16 protein-coding genes are annotated in these 19,071 nt (G+C 71.8%); 2 read left to right on the plus strand and 14 right to left on the minus strand.

The genetic code is table 11. The annotated features are described in order from the left end of the window. The 5 genes from AB0J52_RS05735 to AB0J52_RS05755 form a co-directional block, all read right to left on the minus strand. The coding region (locus tag AB0J52_RS05735; RefSeq protein ID WP_500180395.1) for a PH domain-containing protein at positions 1–332 on the minus strand (332 nt) is incomplete at its 3' end. Positions 333–437: 105 nt separating this feature from the next. Next, on the minus strand, positions 438–1,523 hold the full coding sequence (locus tag AB0J52_RS05740; protein ID WP_500180396.1) for an adenosine deaminase: 1,086 nt from the start codon (positions 1,521–1,523) through the stop codon (positions 438–440). 60 nt (positions 1,524–1,583) lie between these two features. Further along, a complete protein-coding gene (locus AB0J52_RS05745; RefSeq protein ID WP_500180397.1) occupies positions 1,584–3,467 on the minus strand; it encodes a Xaa-Pro dipeptidyl-peptidase in 1,884 nt (627 codons plus the stop codon). 72 nt (positions 3,468–3,539) lie between these two features. Beyond that, positions 3,540–5,045: an MDR family MFS transporter gene (locus AB0J52_RS05750; RefSeq protein ID WP_500180398.1), complete on the minus strand. Its 1,506-nt coding sequence runs from the start codon at positions 5,043–5,045 to the stop codon at positions 3,540–3,542. Beyond that, positions 5,042–5,623 (minus strand): NADPH-dependent FMN reductase, encoded by a 582-nt coding sequence (locus AB0J52_RS05755; protein ID WP_500180399.1) that lies wholly within the window; start codon positions 5,621–5,623, stop codon positions 5,042–5,044. Before AB0J52_RS05755 ends, AB0J52_RS05750 begins: the two co-directional genes overlap by 4 nt. Before the next feature lie 88 nt (positions 5,624–5,711). On the opposite strand from AB0J52_RS05755, the gene AB0J52_RS05760 reads away from it, so the two are divergent. Then, the gene (locus tag AB0J52_RS05760; protein WP_500180400.1) at positions 5,712–6,422 is read left to right on the plus strand and encodes a TetR/AcrR family transcriptional regulator; all 711 of its coding nucleotides are present in this window, start codon (positions 5,712–5,714) and stop codon (positions 6,420–6,422) included. Positions 6,423–6,428: 6 nt separating this feature from the next. Here AB0J52_RS05760 and AB0J52_RS05765 read toward each other — a convergent pair whose 3' ends face one another. The 9 genes from AB0J52_RS05765 to AB0J52_RS05805 all read right to left on the minus strand — a co-directional run bounded on the left by AB0J52_RS05765 (position 6,429) and on the right by AB0J52_RS05805 (position 17,501). Then, the gene (locus AB0J52_RS05765) at positions 6,429–7,298 is read right to left on the minus strand and encodes a hypothetical protein (RefSeq protein ID WP_500180401.1); all 870 of its coding nucleotides are present in this window, start codon (positions 7,296–7,298) and stop codon (positions 6,429–6,431) included. 66 nt (positions 7,299–7,364) lie between these two features. Continuing rightward, a complete protein-coding gene (locus tag AB0J52_RS05770) occupies positions 7,365–8,636 on the minus strand; it encodes a thymidine phosphorylase (protein ID WP_500180402.1) in 1,272 nt (423 codons plus the stop codon). A 13-nt stretch (positions 8,637–8,649) separates the two neighbouring features. After that, complete coding sequence (locus tag AB0J52_RS05775; protein WP_500180403.1) at positions 8,650–9,066, minus strand: cytidine deaminase; 417 nt, start codon at positions 9,064–9,066, stop codon at positions 8,650–8,652. Positions 9,067–9,142: 76 nt separating this feature from the next. Continuing rightward, positions 9,143–10,492 carry an ABC transporter permease gene (locus AB0J52_RS05780; protein ID WP_500180404.1) on the minus strand — a complete coding sequence of 450 codons (1,350 nt, stop codon included), beginning with the start codon at positions 10,490–10,492 and terminating at the stop codon, positions 9,143–9,145. Beyond that, entirely contained in the window at positions 10,489–11,709 is a 1,221-nt protein-coding gene (locus tag AB0J52_RS05785; RefSeq protein ID WP_500180405.1) for an ABC transporter permease, read from the minus strand. The genes AB0J52_RS05780 and AB0J52_RS05785 overlap by 4 nt, the downstream gene beginning before the upstream one ends. Beyond that, complete coding sequence (locus tag AB0J52_RS05790) at positions 11,706–13,238, minus strand: ABC transporter ATP-binding protein (protein ID WP_500180406.1); 1,533 nt, start codon at positions 13,236–13,238, stop codon at positions 11,706–11,708. Before AB0J52_RS05790 ends, AB0J52_RS05785 begins: the two co-directional genes overlap by 4 nt. Positions 13,239–13,329: 91 nt before the next feature. After that, the gene (locus tag AB0J52_RS05795) at positions 13,330–14,400 is read right to left on the minus strand and encodes a BMP family lipoprotein (protein ID WP_500180407.1); all 1,071 of its coding nucleotides are present in this window, start codon (positions 14,398–14,400) and stop codon (positions 13,330–13,332) included. A gap of 406 nt (positions 14,401–14,806) precedes the next feature. Beyond that, the gene (locus tag AB0J52_RS05800; RefSeq protein ID WP_500180410.1) at positions 14,807–16,063 is read right to left on the minus strand and encodes an amidohydrolase; all 1,257 of its coding nucleotides are present in this window, start codon (positions 16,061–16,063) and stop codon (positions 14,807–14,809) included. A 262-nt stretch (positions 16,064–16,325) separates the two neighbouring features. Further along, positions 16,326–17,501: a glutamate--cysteine ligase gene (locus tag AB0J52_RS05805; RefSeq protein WP_500180408.1), complete on the minus strand. Its 1,176-nt coding sequence runs from the start codon at positions 17,499–17,501 to the stop codon at positions 16,326–16,328. A 473-nt stretch (positions 17,502–17,974) separates the two neighbouring features. Between AB0J52_RS05805 and AB0J52_RS05810 the strand changes: the two genes are divergently transcribed. Beyond that, positions 17,975–19,071 (plus strand): D-alanyl-D-alanine carboxypeptidase family protein (locus AB0J52_RS05810; RefSeq protein ID WP_500180409.1); only part of this gene is annotated, 1,097 nt, incomplete at its 3' end.

Raw genomic sequence — 19,071 nt, forward strand, 5'->3', positions numbered from 1 at the left:
CGCTCCGCGCCGCCGGCCTGGGCGAACGTGACGACGACGGCGTCCCGGCCCTCGATCCTGCGGACCGACCGCCACGGCGCGCGGATGTCGCGCAGCGGGTTGCGGAAGACGACCCCGGCCTCGTCGGCGACGATCGCCGGCCGCAGCCCGAGCACGTACGCGATGCCGCAGCCGACCAGCAGCAGGGCGGCCATCACCAGGCCGGTGGTGTCCCGGGCGGGCTTTCCGGTCAGCCCGAAGCCCAGGTCCAGCAGGTTCAGCACGGTGAAGGCCACCCAGGCCCAGGCCGCGACCCGCGCGACGGGCGACCGGACGGAGTAGAGCGGGGTCATGGCTCAGATCATGCCATCGCGACCACCGTGCTCACGCCGTCCGGCGCGGCCGGGCCCGAACCGGCCCCATGGCCGCACGCCCCGTCCCGGCCGACCCTCGCCGCCTCAGTTCGCGTGTTCGGCCTTCAGCTCGGCGAAGCCGGGCTTGATGACGCGGTTGATCAGCTCCAGCCGCTCCGGGAAGGAGACGAACGCCGACTTCATCGCGTTCACCGTCAGCCACTGCAGGTCGTCCCAGCCGTAGCCGAAGGCGTCCACGAGCTTGGCGAACTCCTCCGACACCGACGTGCCGCTCATCAGCCGGTTGTCGGTGTTGACGGTGACCCGGAAGTGCAGCTGCCGCAGCAGCCCGATCGGGTGCTCGGCGATCGACTTGGCCGCCCCGGTCTGGATGTTGGACGTCGGGCACAGCTCCAGGGGGATCCGCTTGTCCCGGACGTAGGACGCGAGCCGGCCGAGCTTCGGCAGCCCGTCGCCGTCCACCTCGATGTCGTCGATGATCCGCACGCCGTGGCCGAGCCGGTCGGCGCCGCACCACTGGATGGCCTGCCAGATCGACGGCAGCCCGAAGCCCTCCCCCGCGTGGATGGTGAAGTGGGCGTTCTCCCGCTGCAGGTACTCGAAGGCGTCCAGGTGGCGGGTGGGCGGGTACCCGGCCTCCGCGCCGGCGATGTCGAAGCCGACGACGCCCTGGTCGCGGTACCGGACGGCCAGCTCGGCGATCTCCATGGAGCGGGCCTGGTGCCGCATGGCCGTGACGAGCGCGCCCATCCGGATGCCGTGGTCGCGTCCGCCGCGCGCGAACCCGTCGAGCACCGCCTCCACGACCTGCTCCAGGCTCAGCCCGGTGCGGGTGTGCAGTTCGGGTGCGAACCGGACCTCGGCGTACACGACGCCGTCGCGGCCCAGGTCCTCGGCGCACTCGTAGGCGACCCGGGTGAGCGCCTCGACCGACTGCATCACGCCGACGGTGTGCGAGAACGTCTCCAGATACCGCTCGAGCGACCCGGAGTTGGAGGCCTCCGCGAACCAGGTCCCCAGGCTCGCCGGGTCCGTGGTGGGCAGGTCGGTGTAGCCGCCCGCCCGCGCCAGGTCCACGACGGTCCCCGGCCGCACGCCCCCGTCCAGGTGGTCGTGGAGCAGCACCTTCGGGGCGCGCCTGATGTCCTCAAGAGTCAGACGTTCGTTCATCTCCGCAAGATACCCGCCGCGACCGCCCAGACGAGGACGATCGCGGCGGAATCTCCGGACTCAGCCCGTGATGTCGCTGGTCAGGGGCAGGGTGATGGCGCTGCGGCCGAGGTCCACCCGGACCTTGGTGCCGGCCGGGTAGCGCAGCGTGTACGCGTGGTCGGTGGCGACGAGCAGGACGCCGATCCGGTGGCCCGCCTTGAAGACGTAGTCCTCGGGCACCAGGTTCCACGAGTAGGTGTAGTCCTTGCCCGCCTTGACGGGCGACTGGCGCCAGATCGACTGCCGGTTGCGGATGTCGGTCCAGCCGCGCGTCACGATCTTGAACGGCTCGGTCGCGGTCCGGTACTTGCGGATCGCACGGCACCCCTGGTCAGTGGGGGTCGAGTCGCCGTAGCACCACTTGTCCTGGGTGGAGACCAGGGCGGTGGGCCGGGTGTCGGTGCCGTAGTCGACCAGGACCGCCGACAGGTACGGGGAGCGGCCGTCGACCGACGCGCGCACCTTGATGTTGGCGGTGCCGGAGAACTTGACCGGGTTCTTCAGCGCCGGCGTGACGTAGAGCAGGCGGTTCGGGTCGGCCTTGGTCTCGTCGGTGACGAGCTGCTCGGCGGTGCGGGCGGGGGCGTCCACGAAGTCCGCCCGGCCCTTGCCGCGCGAGCCGAGCACGCCGGACGCGCCGTCCCGGCCCTCGGTGAAGCCCAGCGAGACCGGACGCGCCGACGGGGCGGGCCACTCGCGGTAGGTCTCCCAGGCGCCCGGGGAGCGCTCGATGTCCACCTTCGGCTGCCGCATCACGTCGTTCTTGACGCCGTACAGCTCGTGCGCGAACCACAGGTTCAGGCTGTCCAGCCAGGCGCCCTGGCGGACGTCCAGCGGGTCGTCGTGCTGGCCCTGGTGCAGCCAGAGCTTGCGGTTCAGGTTCGTCTTCTTGAGCGAGTTCCAGAGCAGCGCCATCTCGGACGGCTTGACGTTCCAGTCGTTCAGCCCGCCGGTCATGAAGACGCTGGCCCGGAAGTTCCCGATCTTCTTCGCGAAGTTCCGGACGTCCCAGGTGGCGTTGTAGTCGCCCGTGACCCGGTCCATCTTCTTCTCGATGTCGTGGATCTCGGGGGCGCAGACCTGCGGGTTCTTCCGGCTCAGCACGGCCTTGGCGTGCAGGTCGAGGTCCTCGCCCTCGTAGCCGTCGGGTGCGACCACACCGCCGTTGGCGCGGTAGTAGTCGTACCAGTTCGCCACGCCGGACACCGACACGACGGTCTTGAGGCCCTTGACGCCGGTCGAGGCCGCCGCGAGCGGCAGCGTCCCGTCGTAGGACTTGCCGGCCATCGCGACGTCGCCGGTGGACCAGTTCGCCTTGACCTCGTTGCCGTCCGCGTCGTACGCCTTGGCGTCGCCGGTCAGCCACTGGACGGCCTTCTTCATGCCGTTCACTTCGTTCGGGCCGATGGCCGTCGGGCAGCCGTCGGAGTTCCCGGTGCCGAGCGTGTCGGCGGCGAGCACCGCGTACCCGCGCGAGACGAAGTAGTTGTCGTAGTACATCCGCGTGTAGCTGGTCGGCGCCGGCGGCTCGGTCGGCGGCGTCCACGGGGACAGGCGCGGGTAGTCGGTGACGTCGGCCGGGTGGTACGGCGGGTCCTGCAGGCCGGCGTAGTAGGGGCTGGCCTCCATGATCGAGGCGACCTTGAGGCCGGCGTCGGTCTCCTTGGGCCGGGTGACGAACACCGCCACCCGGTCCTTCTTGCCGTCGTGGTCGCTGTCCACGTCGGTCTCGACGTAGACCTGCTGCCGGATCGCGTCCTGGAAGGAGAACGTCGGCTGGGTGCGGCCGTCCTTGACGGTCACGTGCGGGCGCTGCGGCGCGGCGACGGCGGGCAGCGCCCCGGCCACCAGGCCGGACGCGCTGAGGACCGCCGCCACGGGGACGAGTCGGGAAAGACGCAAGTGTGCTCCTTGGGGGATGAAGATCAGGGCAAAGCCTGACGATCCGCCCCCGGCCCCGTCAACGGTGAACTTTCACAAATGCGCAGGTTCGACCGTGTCCTCACCGTCCGTGTCCGGGGATTCCCCGGGCCGCCCGACCCCGCGAAGCGCCTCCTGGCGCACGAAGAACGCGACCGCGAGAGCCAGCAGCGCCACCGCCGCCGCGCCGACCACCACGCCGTGCAGGCCGGAAGCGGCCGCGTCCCGGACGCCCTCCCGCGCCGCCTCGGGCAGCGCGCGCACCTGGGCCGGCGTCATGTCCACCGGGACGTCCAGCCGGGACGCGTAGACCGCGCCGAGCAGCGCGACGCCGAGCGAGCCGCCGAGCGTGCGCAGCAGGTTGACCGTCCCGCTGGCCGCGCCCATGTCGCGCGGGTCCGCGCCGTACATAGTGATCAGCGTCGCGGACTGGCTGAGCAGCCCGATCCCGACACCCACGAGCGCCGTCAGGGCGGACGCCAGGGCCGTCGGCGTGTGCGTGCCGAGCGGGAGCAGGATCAGCGCGCCCGCCGTGGCCAGGGCCCCGCCCGCCACCGGGAACCAGCGGTACCGGCCGGTGCGCCCGACGACGCGTCCGGTGTACAGCTGCGCGGCGAGCATCCCGAACATCAGCGGGAGCAGCAGCATCCCGCCGCCCGCCGGGGACGCGCCGCGCACGATCTGCATGTACTGCGGCAGGTACACCATCACCCCGAGCATCACCGCGCCGCTCAGGAAGCTCAGCACCTGCGCGAGCGTGAAGTTCCGGGACGCGAACAGCCGGGGCGGGACGATCGGCTCCGCCGCCCGCCGCTCCACCGGCACGAACGCCGCCAGGGCCGCCACCGCCGCCACCGCGAGCCCGGCGATCCGCGGGGACGTCCAGCCGTACCGGACGCCGCCCCAGCTGCCGAGCAGCGTCAGCGCGACGATCCCGCCCGTCAGCAGCACGGCCCCGGCGACGTCTATGCGCGCCCGGACGCGCCGCGCCGCGAGCCGCACCCGGGTCGCGACCAGCACCAGCGCCACACCGCCGACCGGCAGGTTCACATAGAACGTCCAGCGCCAGTCGAGATGGTCGGTGAGCAGCCCGCCGACCAGCGGACCGCCGACGAACGCGACCGGCACGATCACGCCGATCATGGACTGCAGCCGGGCGCCCTCGCTCGGCGGCACCAGCTCCCCGATGATCGCCATCGCGCCGACCATCAGCCCGCCCGCGCCGAGGCCCTGCACCGCGCGGAAGGCGATCAGCTCGGCCATCGACCCCGACATCCCGGACAGCGCCGACCCGACGAGGAACACCGCGACCGACGCCGTGAACGCGCCCTTGCGTCCGGCCAGGTCGCCGAACTTGCCCCACAGCGGGGTGGTCACGGCGGCGGCGAGCAGGTACGAGGTCACCACCCAGGACAGCTCCTTGACGCCGCCGAGGTCCCCGACGATCGTCGGGAGGGCCGTGCCCACGATCGTGCCGTCCAGCATGGCCAGGAACATCCCGAGCAGCAGCCCGAACACCCCGAGCCGGTCGTACCCGGCGCCCCGGTCCGGGCCGCTCATGCCGCGTACGGGCGTGCGGCCCGGGCCTCGCGCAGCGCCTCCGCCCACCAGGCGAGCTGGTCGAGCATCTTCTTCGCGGCCGCGTCGGCGGCCGGGTCGGCGATCTGGCCGTCCGGGCCGAGGGAGCCCCACACGCCGTTGAACCCGACGCCGTCCCTGAGGGTGACGGCGTGCAGCTCGCCGAAGACCTGCCGGAGCTGCTCGACCGCCCGCGTCCCGGCGGAGAAGCCGCCGTAGGAGACGAACCCGATCGGCTTGGCGTGCCACTCCTGGTTGTGCCAGTCGATGGCGTTCTTCAGGGACGCCGGGAAGCTGCGGTTGTACTCGGGCGTCACGACCACGAACGCGTCCGCCGCCGCCAGCCGGGGCGTCACCGCCGCGAGCCGCGTCAGCGCGTCCGGGTCCGACGGCGGCTTGCCGAAGTCCGGCAGGACGGTCGGCAGCGGCGTGGCGGCGAGGTCGACGACGTCCGCCTCCATGTCGTCCCGCCGCGCCAGATGCCCCTCGATCCACGCGCCGACCGTGCCGCCGAGCCGTCCTTCGCGCGTGCTGCCGACGATGACCGCGACCTTCAGCATCGAAACCCCTTGAATGTGTACGTCGTATCCCACGAGATACAACGTACACATCAACGTGTACACCGTCTACTCCAGATACGATGTACACATGCCCGCCGACCTGCCGCCGCTCTGGGAGCGCCTGGAGCGCCCCGCCGCCGCGCCCCGCCAGACGCTCACCCTCGACCGGATCGCCGACACCGCCGTCAGCGTCGCCGACGCCGAGGGCCTGGACGCGATCACCATGCGCGGCCTGGCCAACCGGCTGGGCGTCGCGCCGATGGCGCCCTACCGGCACATCCAGAACAAGGACGAGCTCCTGGAGGTCATGGTCGACCGGGTCTACGCCGAACTGACGCTCGTCCGGCACGCCACCTGGCGGGAGACCCTCCGCGAGCACGCCCTGCGCACCCGCGCGCTCATGCACGCCCACCCGTGGCTGACCGAGCTCCCCGCGACGCTCTCCCCGCTGTCACCCCACCGGGTGGCGGTCGTCGAACACGCCCTGGCCGCCCTCGACGGCCTCGGCCTGGACAGCGACACGATGATGGCCGTCTACCGCTCCGTCGGCTTCTACACGCAGGGCGCGACGAACGCCGAACTCGTCTTCCAGCGGTTCATGAAGCGCCAGGGCTTCGACTCCCCCACCGACCTGCGCATCGGCATGGCCCCCCACATGAGGTACCTCATGGACACCGGCCGCTACCCCACCTACCGCCGCTACCTGCACGAGGCCGCCCACAAGGACGACGAGGACTGGCAGTTCGAAACGGGCCTCGACGCCGTGCTCGACGGCATCCAGACCCGCTTCAACCTCTGAAAAGCCCTACTCCGCGAACACCTCGTCAGCGGACGCCGCGGTGATGGCCCGCTGGAACCACGTCTCCAGCCGCTGGAGGTCCGCGCAGTCCATCACCAGCTCCCGCCGCTCGGAGCCGACCTGGAGCCCGCGCGTGTCCATGAGCGTCAACAGGACCCGACGCCTCTCCTCAACCTTGCCCTCGTCCTTCCACTCCTTGAAGAGCTGGGTCTTGGGCTCGGTGTCGCGGGTCATCATGAGCTCCTCCAGCATGTGTCGGACGTCGTCGGACTGCAGGGCGGTGACGTTGTCAATATACGTCCTACGCTGGTCGCCGTCCGGGACGAGACGGTCGAGGGCGTCGATCATGGCCTCGGCGACGTCGCGGCCCTTCGGACCGGCGGAGTGGACGAGGGCGGACAGGACGATGTCCAGGGGATCCTTGACCTCGTCGGCGTCCAGGATGAGCGGGATCTCCTTCGGGCCCGCGACGAGGATGTGCAGGTAGGAGTCCGGGTTGCCGAGCGGGATGCTCATGCGGCAGCGCTCGGCGGTCTTCTCGTCGAAGCAGAGGACGACGAGGAAGCCCTTGCACCGCCTGCGAGCTCGGAAGTTCGCCACGTAGGCGGGCCACGACCAGAACTTGTCCGGATCGAAGCGGCGCTGGGACTCGACGATCACGCCGCATTGGGGGTCGCCGTCGGCGTTGACGTAGACGCCCACGACGCGATCGGCGCGGTACTCGGTGGGGTCGAACTCGGAGAGGTCCGCTGATTCCAGGCGGAACTCCGCGTCCGCGGATATCTCGGGGCCGCCCGCCCAGTGCAGGAGGCGGGCGGCCAGGGGTGGGTCGTCCTCGATCAGAGCGAGGGGGAACTCATGCTCTCGAGTCGGCATGCTCGAACACTAGAGGTGTCCGAGTGATCGCGTACCGTCATCTGGAGAACTGGTGTTCGAGGTCGTTCAGGAGAGGCGGTCGATGACGAGGGGGAGGAGGTCGGGGGTGGTGTCGCCGACCTCGTAGCCGCCTTCCAGGGACTCCAGGGCGCGCTCGAAGCGGGACGCGTCGTCGGCGTGGAGGGTGAGGAGCGGCTGGCCCTCGGCGACCTTGTCGCCGGGCTTGGCGTGGCAGATGATGCCCGCGCCCGCCGACACCGGGTCCTCCTTGCGGGCGCGGCCCGCGCCGAGCCGCCAGGCGGCGACGCCGACGGCGAACGCGTCCAGCCTGGTCAGGACGCCGGAGGACGGCGCGGTGACCGTGTGGGTCTCGGCGGCCTGCGGCAGGGGCGCGGCGGGGTCGCCGCCCTGGGCCGAGATCATGCGGCGCCACACGTCCATCGCGGAGCCGTCGGTCAGGGCGTCGGCCGGGTCCTTGCCGGTGATGCCGGCGGCGTCGAGCATCTCGCGGGCCAGCCGGACGGTCAGCTCGACGATGTCCTCGGGGCCGCCGCCCGCCAGGACCTCCACGGACTCGGCGACCTCGACGGCGTTGCCGACGGCGCGGCCGAGCGGGCGGTCCATCGCGGTGAGCAGCGCGACCGTCCGCACGCCGTGGTCGGTGCCGATCGCGACCATGGTCTCGGCGAGCTCGCGGGCGTCCTCGACGGTCTTCATGAACGCGCCGGAGCCGACCTTGACGTCCAGGACGAGCGCGCCCGTGCCCTCGGCGATCTTCTTGGACATGATCGAGGACGCGATCAGCGGGATCGACTCGACCGTGCCGGTGACGTCGCGCAGGGCGTAGAGCTTGCGGTCGGCCGGGGCGAGGCCCGCGCCCGCCGCGCAGATGACCGCGCCGGCGCTCTCCAGGACGTCCATCATCTCGGCGTTGGAGAGCGAGGCCCGCCAGCCGGGGATGGACTCCAGCTTGTCCAGCGTGCCGCCGGTGTGGCCGAGGCCGCGCCCGGACAGCTGCGGGACGGCCGCGCCGCAGGCGGCGACCACCGGGGCGAGCGGCAGGGTGATCTTGTCTCCGACGCCTCCGGTGGAGTGCTTGTCGGTGGTCGGGCGGCTGAGCGAGGAGAAGTCCATCCGCTCGCCGGAGGCGATCATCGCGGCGGTCCAGCGGCCGATCTCGGCGCGGGTCATGCCGTTCAGCAGGATGGCCATCGCGAGGGAGGACATCTGCTCCTCGGCGATGCCGCCCCGGGTGTAGGCGTCGATCACCCAGTCGATCTGCTCGTTCGACAGCGCGCGGCCGTCCCGCTTGGCGCGGATGACGTCGATGGCGTCCACGTCGGGACCTCTTTCAGGAGCGGGTGATCAGGTCGTCGGGGCCGAAGGCGTCCGGCAGGACGTCCGAGAGCGGCCGGATGCCGGAGACGGACTCCAGCAGGGTCTCGGGGGTGCCGTGCTCCCAGAGGAGCTGGCGGCAGCGCCCGCAGGGCATCAGGGGGGCGCCGTGGCGGTCCACGACCGCGACGGCGACCAGGCGGGGACGGTCGCCCGACAGGTCGGCGTCGGGTCCGTACAGCGCGCTGACCAGGCTGCACTCCGCGCACAGGCCGACCCCGTACGAGGCGTTCTCGACGTTGCACCCGGTGATGACGCGGCCGTCGGAGACCAGCGCCGCCGCGCCCACCGGGAAGGCCGAGTACGGCGCGTAGGCCCGCTTCATCGCGTCCGTGGCCGCCCCGCGAAGGACATCCCAGTCGATTTCACTCATCAGACAATGTTCCCACTCGATGGTCGTGGATCGGGCCCGGCATCGACGGTGCGATGCCGGGCCCGGGCATGGGGTGTCAGCGTGCTTCGCCGCGCCGGTAGATGAGGCCGTCGGCGGCGGGCATCCGCAGGCGCTGGCTGGCCAGGGCCAGCACGAGCAGCGTCGTCACGTACGGGATGGTCGAGACCAGCTCGCCCGGGACGGCGTCGCTCAGCGCGAACCACAGCGCGAGGGCCGCGGCGGTGACCAGCGCGACCGCGCCGGCGACGTAGGCGCCGCGCACGGTGCGCCGCTCCAGGTCGGTGGTGACCAGCGGGCGCAGCCGCGACCCGCGGACGACCTGCCAGGCCGCCACCGCGACGAAGATGACCGCCACGAACAGCAGCAGGGCGTGCGCCGAGTCGCCGCCGCCGCGGACGTTCATCGCGTCGGTGTAGCCGAACAGCAGCGAGCCGGACGCGAGCCCGACCGGACGCCAGTTACCGAAGATCATCGCCGCGAGGCCGATGTAGCCGCGCCCGCCGGTCTGGCCGTCCTGGTAGAGGGACGACACGGTGACCATGAACGCGCCCGCGAGGCCCGCGCAGCCGCCCGAGATCATCACGGCCGCGTACTTCATCCGGTACACGTTGACGCCCAGCGACTCGGCCGCGTACGGGTCCTCGCCGCAGGACCGCACGCGCAGCCCGAACGGCGTCCGCCACAGCACGAAGAACGTGACCGGGACGAGCAGGACCGCGATCAGCGTGAGCACGGACATCCCCGCGGTGAGGCCGCGCAGCACGCCCGCGACGTCCGACAGCACGAACCAGTGGTGCTTCTCCAGCGAGCCGAGCCAGTCCGGCGACTGCCAAGAGCCGATCTTCCCGCCGGACAGGAACGGGACGGTCAGCGTCGGCATCGCGTCCACCGGCGGCGACTGCCGCGGCCCGCCGCCCAGCGCCTTGGCGTGGCCGGTGTTGAACACCAGGCCCGCCAGGAACTGGGTGAGGCCGAGGCCGAGGATGTTGATCGCGACACCGGACACGATGTGGTCGACGCCGAAGGTGACGGTCGCGATCGCGTGCACGAGGCCGCCGAGCGCGCCGCCGAGGATCCCGGCGACCGCGCAGGCCCACGGACCCCACTGGTAACCCGCCCACGCGCCGGTCCAGGTGCCGAGGATCATCATGCCCTCGAGCCCGATGTTGACCACGCCGGACCGCTCGGCCCAGAGGCCGCCGAGCCCGGCGAGGAAGATCGGCACGGCCAGCCGCAGCGCGGCCGAGACGGTGCCGGACGAGGTGACGTCGTTGGCGTCGTCCAGCACCCGGACGGCCGACAGCAGCACCAGCAGCGCGCCGGCGATCATCAGGTAGTGCGGCCAGCGCAGGTTCAGCTTGGCGCGCACGCCGGAGACCTTCTCCGCGACGGTGGCGGTACTCACTTGGCGGCCTCCCCCGCGACGGTGTGCCCGGCGGCGAGTTCGCTGGCCACGCTCTTCTGCTGGAGCCGGATCTCCCAGCGGCGGACCAGCTCGTAGACGATGACGACGGTCAGGACGACCACGCCCTGCATCACGCCGACGATCTCCTTCGGCACGTCGACCTCCTGGAGGATGTCCGAGGACTGGTCGAGGAACGCGAACAGGATCGCGGCGAGCGCGATGCCGACCGGGTGGTTGCGGCCGAGCAGCGCGACGGTGATGCCGGTGAAGCCGAGCCCCGCCGGGAAGTTCAGCGAGTAGTTGTAGGACGCGCCGAGCAGCTCGGGCATCCCGATCAGGCCCGCGACCACGCCGGACAGGATCATCGTGATGACGACCATCCGGCCCGCCGAGACGCCGCTCGCCTGCGCCGCCGTCGGGGAGAGCCCGGAGATCTTCAGGTCGAAGCCGAACCGGGTCCGGTTGACGACGACCCAGAACACGATGCCGATCACGACGGCGACCGGCAGCAGGCCGTACATCCGTCCCGGCAGGTCGATGCCGATGCTCGACAGGAAGCCGTTCAGCGGGCCGACCCGGCCGGACGACGGGATGTCCGGGGTGGCCACGTTGTTGCTGCCCGGACGGTCCGCCGCGAGCCGGTCGGTGTTCAGCAGGTAGGCGATGATGCCGGTCGCGATGGCGTTCAGCATGATCGTCGAGATGACCTCGCTGACCCCGCGGGTGACCTTCAGCAGGCCCGCGATGGACGCCCAGGCGCCGCCGATCACCATCGCCGCGACGATCACCAGCATCTGCCCGAACGGGGCGGGCAGGGTGACCGCGCCGCCGAGCGAGGCCGCCAGCAGCGCGGCGAGCCGGTACTGGCCGTCCACGCCGATGTTGAACAGCGCCATCCGGAACCCGATGGCGACCGCGATCGCCGACAGGTAGTACCGGGTCGCGCGGTTCAGGATGTCCACGATCGAGTTGGACGTGGTGCCGTAGTCGACCATCGACTGGATGGAGCTGACCGGGTCGGCCCCGGAGATCCGCAGCACGATCATGGTGATGCCGAGCGAGATCAGCAGCGCCAGCACCGGCGCGCCGATCTTCAGGCCGAGGCCGCGCGGACCGAGGCCGCGCAGGACCGCCTGCCACGTGGGCACCTTGTCCGGGTCGTCCGGCCTGGCCACCTCTGGCTCGTCCCGCGCCACCGAGGGCTTGTCGCCCGTCATGACGCGTCCTCGACGGTGGCGCCGGTCATGGCGGAGCCGAGCTCCTCCGGGGTGACGTTCGCCGGATCCACCTCGGCGACCAGCCGCCCCCGCAGGATCACGTGCAGCGTGTCGGACATACCGATGAGTTCCTCAAGGTCGGCGCTGATGAGCAGGACGGCGAGGCCCGCCGCCCGCGCCCGGCGCAGGTGTTCCCAGATCGCGGCCTGCGCGCCGACGTCGATGCCGCGGGTCGGATGCGCCGCGATCAGCACCTTCGGCTCGCCGGACATCTCCCGGCCCACGATCAGCTTCTGCTGGTTGCCGCCCGACAGCGCGCCGATCGGCACCTCGATGCCGGGCGTGCGCACGTCGTACTCGCGGACGATCCGGGTGGTGTCGCGGCGCGCGCCGCGCCGGTCGATCCACGGACCGCGCGAGTTCGGCTTCTCGGTCTGGTGGCCGAGGATCCGGTTCTCCCAGAGCGACCCCTCCAGGACGAGCCCGTGCCGGTGCCGGTCCTCGGGGATGTAGGCGATCCCGGCCTCGCGGCGGCGCCGCGTGGGCCAGCCGGTGACGTCCTCGTCCGCGAACGTGATCGCCCCGGAGTCGGCCGTCCGGATGCCCATGATCGTCTCGATCAGCTCGCCCTGGCCGTTGCCCTCGACCCCGGCGAGGCCGACGATCTCGCCGCGCCGGAGCTCCAGGGTGACGCCGTCCACGACCGGACGGCCCTCGGGGGTGAGCACCACCAGGTCCCGCACCGCCAGCTCGACCTGGTCGGTCACGGTCGACTCGCGCAGCTCGGGCGTCGGCAGCTCGGACCCGACCATCAGCTCGGCCAGCCGCCGCGAGGTGACCTCGCGCGGGTCCAGCCGGGTCGCGACCGTGGTGCCGCGCCGGATCACCGAGATCGAGTCGGCGACCGACAGCACCTCGTCCAGCTTGTGCGAGATGAACAGCACGGTGAGGCCCTCGGCGCGCAGCTCGCGCAGGTTGCCGAACAGCTCGTCGACCTCCTGCGGGACGAGCACGGCGGTCGGCTCGTCCAGGATGAGCACCTTCGCGCCCCGGTACAGCACCTTGATGATCTCGACGCGCTGCCGGTCGCCGACCCCGAGGTCCTCGACCAGCGTGTCCGGGTCGAGGCGCATGCCGTACTGCTCGGCCATCGCGCGGATCCGCTCGCGGGCGGCCGCGAAGTCGATCCGGCCCGCCCTCTTCGGCTCCGCCCCGAGGATCACGTTCTCCAGGACGGTCAGGTTGTCGGCGAGCTTGAAGTGCTGGTGCACCATGCCGATGCCGCGCGCGATGGCGTCCGCCGGAGTGCGGAACGACACCTTCTCGCCGTCGATCTCGATGGTGCCCTCGTCCGGACGCTGCATCCCGTAGAGGATCTTCATCAGCGTGGACTTGCCCGCGCCGTTCTCGCCGCAGAGCGCGTGCACCTCGCCGCGCTGGATCTCGAGGTCGATGTCCCGGTTGGCCACCACGCCCGGGAACCGTTTGGTGATGGATGTCAGCCTGACGGCCGGCACCTGGTCAGGCACGAGTGCCCCCCTGTGAAGAAAAACCAGTGGAAACGCGGACCGGCGTCGCACCCGCGGCAGAGCGCGGGGCGACGCCGGAACCGGTGCGGCGTCAGGCCCCGGGCTTGGTCGGAACCTTGATCTTGCCGCTGACGATGTCGGCCTTGTACTGGTCGAGCTTCGCCTTGATGTCGTCCACGAAGCCGCCGGAGGTCGCGTAGGACACACCGTCGTTCGACAGGTCGTACTTCTTGATGCCGGCCTGGAAGGAGCCGTCGGCGACACCCTTGACGAAGTCGAACACCGAGGTGTCGACGCGCTTCACCATGGAGGTGAGGATGTGGTCCTTGACCGAGCTGACGGCCGGCTGGCCGTACTGGTCGGAGTCGACGCCGACGGCCCACTTGCCCGCGCCGCCGACGGTCTTGATCACGCCGATGCCGGCGCCGCCCGCGGCGTGGTAGATCACGTCCGCGCCCGCGTCCAGCTGGCCCTTGGCGGCCTCGTTGCCGAGCGCCGGGTTCTTGAACCCGTCGAAGTTCGGCGGCTGGGTCAGGTACTTGGCCGGCAGGACCTTGATGCCCGGCTTGGCGGCCTTGGCGCCCGCGGCGTAGCCGGCCTCGAACTTCTGGATCAGCGGGGTGTTCACGCCGCCGATGAAGCCGATGGTTCCGGTCTTGGACTTCAGCGCGGCGGCCGCGCCGACCAGGTAGGAGCCCTGCTCCTCCGAGAAGCAGGCGCCCTCGACGTTCGCGCCGGACACCTGGCACTGGTCGGCGTCGACGACCAGGAACTTGGTGTTCGGGAAGTCCTTGGCGACCTTGATGACCGCGTTGGTGTAGGCGAAGCCGACGCCGATGATCGCCTTGTAGCCCTTGCCGGCCAGCAGGCGCAGGCGGGACTCCTTGTCGGCGTCCGGCTCGTCCGGCTTGGCGGAGATCTCCTCCGTGGTGACGTCGAGGTCCTTCTTGACCTTGTCGAGGCCCGCCGCGGCCGAGTCGTTGAACGACTGGTCGCCGCGCCCGCCGATGTCGAAGGCCAGGCCGACCTTGATGCTCTTCTTGCCGTCGCCGCCACCGTCACCGTCACCGGAGGACGACTTCTTACCGCCGCACGCGGCCGTGTTCAGCGCCAGCGCGGCGCCCGTCACGGAGACGAGCGTGATCTTGAGTACACGGCGCATTGCCGCGGCTCCTTCCGTTCCCCACCCAGAACAACGCGGGCCGGGCGCGCACGTGTCCATGCCCCGGCCACACAAACCGATCGGACGCTACCCCGACGCGGGTGGTGAAACATCCGTTGTGCACCGTTTCGCAACGTGTCCGTTACCAACGCGTAGGCTTATCGGCGCAGGTAGCGGCAGGGAACCGGGCGGCGCCCCCGTGTCTCGGGGGAGGAACGGAACCGACCCTACTCCGGAACGCCCGCCCCGGGCCACGGGTGGGAGCGCGGTCCCGATGATCTTCCGGCGGCCGGCGGAACGGTCTCCCGGCAGCCGCCGAAGCGGGGTCGGCTCAGTCGCTCAGGCGGACACCTCAGGCGCCGGAGCGGAGTCGGCCTCGGGCGCCCGAGCGGGATCAGCAGCGGGATCAGCTCAGCGCGGCCCCCTCCGCCGCGCCGCCGAGGGGGGCGTCCGCGGCGGCGTCGAGGCGGCCGTCCCAGAGCGTGGTGAGCGCGGTCGCGGCCAGCACCCGGACACCGACCGCCACGCACCGCTCGTCCACGTCGAAGTCGCCGCGGTGCAGGTCGTACTCGACCGACGAGCCGGGCTCGCGGACGCCGAGCCGGGCCAGCGCGCCGGGGACCGACTCCAGGTACCAGCCGAAGTCCTCGCCGCCGAGGCTCTGCGGGGTGGGCACCACGCCCTCCTCCCCGATCACCTGGACCGCCGCCTCGCGGAACAGGTCCACGCTGGCCGCCTCGTTCACGGTCGGCGGGACGCCCCGGACGTACTCCAGCGACGCCTCCACGTCGTAGGCGGCGGCGACCGACTGGAGCAGCGCCCGCATCATGTCCGGCGCGCGGTGCCAGGCCTCGTCGTCCAGGCAGCGGATGGTGCCCTCGGCGATCCCGTCGTCCGGGATGGCGTTGGCGACCGAGCCGGCCGACACCCGGCCCCAGACCAGCGAGAGGCTGGAGCGCGGGTCCACCCGGCGGGACAGCGCGGCGGGCAGCTCGGTGACGATCTTGGCCAGCGCGTACACCAGGTCGGCGGTCAGGTGCGGCCGGGCGGTGTGCCCGCCGGGGCCGGTCACCTTGACGTAGACCTTGTCGCAGGCGGCGGTGATCGCGCCGGTCCGCAGGCCGAGCCGCCCGACCTCGACGCGCGGGTCGCAGTGCAGCGCGAACGCCCGGTCCACGCCCGCGATGCCGCCCGCGGCGATCACGTCCAGCGCGCCGCCGGGCATCTCCTCGGCGGGCTGGAACAGCAGCCGGACCCGGCCGGGCAGCAGCCCGGCCTCCGCCTGCTCGGCGAGGAACAGCCCCGCCCCGAGCACCATCGCGGTGTGCACGTCGTGCCCGCAGGCGTGCGCGACGCCCGGCACGGTGGACCGGTAGGGCGCGTGCGCCTTCTCGTCCTGGAGCGGCAGCGCGTCGATGTCGGCGCGGAGCGCGACGGTGTAGCCGTCCTCCGGGCCGATGTCGCAGTACAGGCCGGTGCCCCGGGGCAGCACCCGCGGTTCGAGCCCGGCCTCCTTCAGCCGCGCCACGATCCGCTCGGTGGTGCGGTACTCGTTGTGGGCGAGCTCGGGGTTGGCGTGCAGGTCGCGGCGGAACGCGATCAGCTCCGGCTCGGCGGCGGCCAGGAAGTCGTCCAGCCGCACCCGCAGTGCCGCGCCTCCCACCTGCACGTTTCCTCCCGTCCCTTCGGTGTCGTCCGCCGCCCGGGCAACGCCGGGCTGCGGTCCTTCCCCGGCGTCCGTACCCGCGATCCGCCGGACGCCCCCCGTCATCGGGGTGCCTTCCGCCGCCCCCGGGGCGGTGGCCGTTCCAGGGCCGGGCATCACCCCGGGTCCCGTGTGTGTCATGTGCGCCCCCTGCGCGAGGGCGGGCAGGCCCGGTGGCCTCCCGCCTGTATCGGAACGCGGGGCGGACGTCCGGTCGGGATCATCGGTTCCCGGCACGGACGACCTCCCCGCGGGTGACGAACCGGTCCTCCGCGAGCTCGAGGACCGCGGCGTCGACCAGGTCCTCCAGAGTGCCGCCGCCCGCGCGGATCGCGCGCTGGCGCTCGTAGGGGGCCCCGTGCTCCAGGACCTCCCCGGCGACCTTCAGCTCGTCGGCGCAGCCGAGCCGCGCCGCGACCGGTTCCAGCTCGGCGACCAGCTCGTACAGCTCGTCGCGGAGCGGTGCGGTGTGCCCGCTGTCGTCGGTGATGACGATGGCGTCCAGGCCGTACCGGGTGGCCCGCCACTTGTTGTCGCGGACGACCCAGGCGGCCGGGCGCGGCAGGGTGTAGCCGCGGTCGAGCTGCTGGTCGAAGAGGGTGACCAGGCTCTGGCAGAGCGCCGTCGCCATGCCCACCTCGCGGAGCGTGGGAATCCCGTCGAACATCCGGACCTCGACGGTGCCGAAGTCCGGGTGCGGGCGGATGTCCCACCACACCTCCTTGATGCTGCGGATCGTCCCCGCGCGCAGCAAGGTGTCCATGTAGTCCTCGAACGCCGTCCAGTCGTCCAGCAGGTGCGGCGGGCCGGCGGTCGGAAGCTCGCCGAACACCACCGAGCGGCTGGACGCCAGGCCCGTGTCGTCCCCGCTCCAGAACGGGCTGGACGCGGTGAGCGCGAGGAAGTGCGGGAGGTAGCCCGCCAGCGCGTTCACGATCGGGATGGCCTTCGCGCCGTCGCCGTCGCCGACGCCGACGTGGACGTGCACGCCGAAGGTCTGGATCCGGCGGGCCAGCCACTGCATCTGCTCGACCAGGTCGGTGTACCGCTGGATCGGCGAGGTCGCGGCGTCCCGCCAGTCGGAGAACGGGTGCGTTCCGGTGCAGGCGAGCTCCAGGCCGAGCGGGCGGGCCGCGGCGCGCAGCGACGCCACGCTCGCGGCGAGGTCGCGCTGGGCCTCGGCGACGGTCTGGCAGACGTCGGTCACGACCTCGACCGTCGACTCCATCAGCTCGTGCCGGAGCTTGGCGGCCTGCCCGCCCGCGGTGAGCGACGGCAGGGCGGCGAGCACCTCGCGGGCGTCCTGCCGCAGGTGCCGGGTGGCGGCGTCGACGAGCTGGAGCTCCCACTCCACGCCCAGTGTCGCGCCGCGCGACGGGTTGAAGACAATGGCCACGGCCAACCTCCGTCCACAATCCTTGCAGGTCGATGCGTGGCACGTGGGGCGATTCCGCCAGCGGGTCCCTAAGCCTGGACAAACGGCGGCCCTGGTAGGGCGTGTTGCGCACACCGGTTCCGTCTCCTCCCATCATGGCGCGCGGGGCCTCCATGCCGCCGGATTCCCGGTTCTTTGCGGTTCATTTGATCCGGACGGACGACGGTCCATCACGCGCCGTCACCGATTTCGGTCATGACCCGCCGGGCCGACATGCCCCGATGTGACTAGTACTTGTGCAGAATCGGGAAAGCCATTCGCCCACCACGGGTATCGGACCTCGCGGCCGGTCGCCTACGCTTCCGGAAGACAAAGAGGGACATGTGTCATCGGTTGGGGATGGCCGAGCGAGGAGCGGCGGGGGCTTGCGAGCACAGCGATCTGGTTCGGCACGGCGTCTTCCACCCCGCCGCCCGCTGGCCGCCCTCGCGGCGGTGGCGGCCTCCGGGGCGGTTCTGGTCCTGCCGGGAGCGGCCGCCGCCGATTCCGGGCCGGTCGGCGGGCCGCAGCTCGGCGGCCGCGGCGTGGTCGTGAACCCCGCCGCCGGGGTCCCCGCGCCGCCGAACATCCACGCCGCGTCCTGGGTCATCGCCGACGCCGACACCGGCGACGTGCTCGCCGCCAAGGACCCGCACGGCCGGTACCTCCCGGCGAGCACGCTGAAGACGCTGACCGCGCTCACCCTCATCCCGAAGCTGGAGGCGTCGCGCAAGGTCCGGCCGTCCCAGTCGGCGTGCGACGTCGAGGGCACCAAGGTCGGCATGACGCCGAAGATGGACTACACCGTCGACCAGCTCTTCCACGCGCTGATGATGATGTCGGCGAACGACGCGGCGGTGACGCTGTCGGAGGCCAACGGCGGGCTGAAGAAGACGGTCGCCGACATGAACGCCGAGGCCCGCGAGCTGCACGCCGGCGACACGCTCGCCGGGTCCCCGAACGGCCTGGACGTCGACCTCGGCCTGACGGTGCGGACGCAGCACACCTCGGCCTACGACCTGGCGCTGATCCTGCGGCAGGGCATGAAGAACCCGGCCTACCGCAAGTACGTGCAGGCGCTGAACTTCTGGTTCCCCGCCCCGCCGGACAAGAAGCAGAAGAAGAAGCACAAGCCGGGCGGCTACCCCATCTACACGCACAACCGGATGCTGCCGGGCCAGCCGCACGCCTACACCGGGATGCTGGGCGGCAAGAACGGCTACACCGTCACGGCCGAGCAGACCTTCGTCGCCGAGGCCCGGCGCGGCGGCCACACCATCCTGATCTCGCTGATGAAGGCCGACGTGCCGCCGTCCCCGTACGCGGCCAAGCTGCTGGACTGGGGGTTCGCGGCCCGCGGGAAGGTGAAGCCGGTCGGCACGCTGGTCGAGCCCGGCGACGCCGGGGCCAGGCAGGACGCCGCCGGGGGCGGTTCCGACAGCCAGTCGGCGATCGAGAAGGCCAGCTCGTCGCGCACCTGGATGGTCGTGGGCGGCGGCGCGGTCGGCGCGCTGATCGCGATCGGCGTGCTGTTCCTCGTCCTGCACCGCCG

It is taken from the genome of Spirillospora sp. NPDC049652, from assembly GCF_040675125.1.
In the GTDB taxonomy this organism is placed as follows: Bacteria; Actinomycetota; Actinomycetes; order Streptosporangiales; family Streptosporangiaceae; genus Spirillospora.

Excerpts from the sequence above, each read along its gene's own strand:
- AB0J52_RS05740 (WP_500180396.1), bottom strand. The coding sequence starts at position 1,523 with ATGAACGAACGTCTGACTCTTGAGGACATCAGGCGCGCCCCGAAGGTG.
- AB0J52_RS05750 (WP_500180398.1), bottom strand. The coding sequence starts at position 5,045 with ATGAGCGGCCCGGACCGGGGCGCCGGGTACGACCGGCTCGGGGTGTTC.
- AB0J52_RS05755 (WP_500180399.1), bottom strand. The coding sequence starts at position 5,623 with ATGCTGAAGGTCGCGGTCATCGTCGGCAGCACGCGCGAAGGACGGCTC.
- AB0J52_RS05760 (WP_500180400.1), top strand. The coding sequence starts at position 5,712 with ATGCCCGCCGACCTGCCGCCGCTCTGGGAGCGCCTGGAGCGCCCCGCC.
- AB0J52_RS05765 (WP_500180401.1), bottom strand. The coding sequence starts at position 7,298 with ATGCCGACTCGAGAGCATGAGTTCCCCCTCGCTCTGATCGAGGACGAC.
- AB0J52_RS05775 (WP_500180403.1), bottom strand. The coding sequence starts at position 9,066 with ATGAGTGAAATCGACTGGGATGTCCTTCGCGGGGCGGCCACGGACGCG.
- AB0J52_RS05785 (WP_500180405.1), bottom strand. The coding sequence starts at position 11,709 with ATGACGGGCGACAAGCCCTCGGTGGCGCGGGACGAGCCAGAGGTGGCC.
- AB0J52_RS05795 (WP_500180407.1), bottom strand. The coding sequence starts at position 14,400 with ATGCGCCGTGTACTCAAGATCACGCTCGTCTCCGTGACGGGCGCCGCG.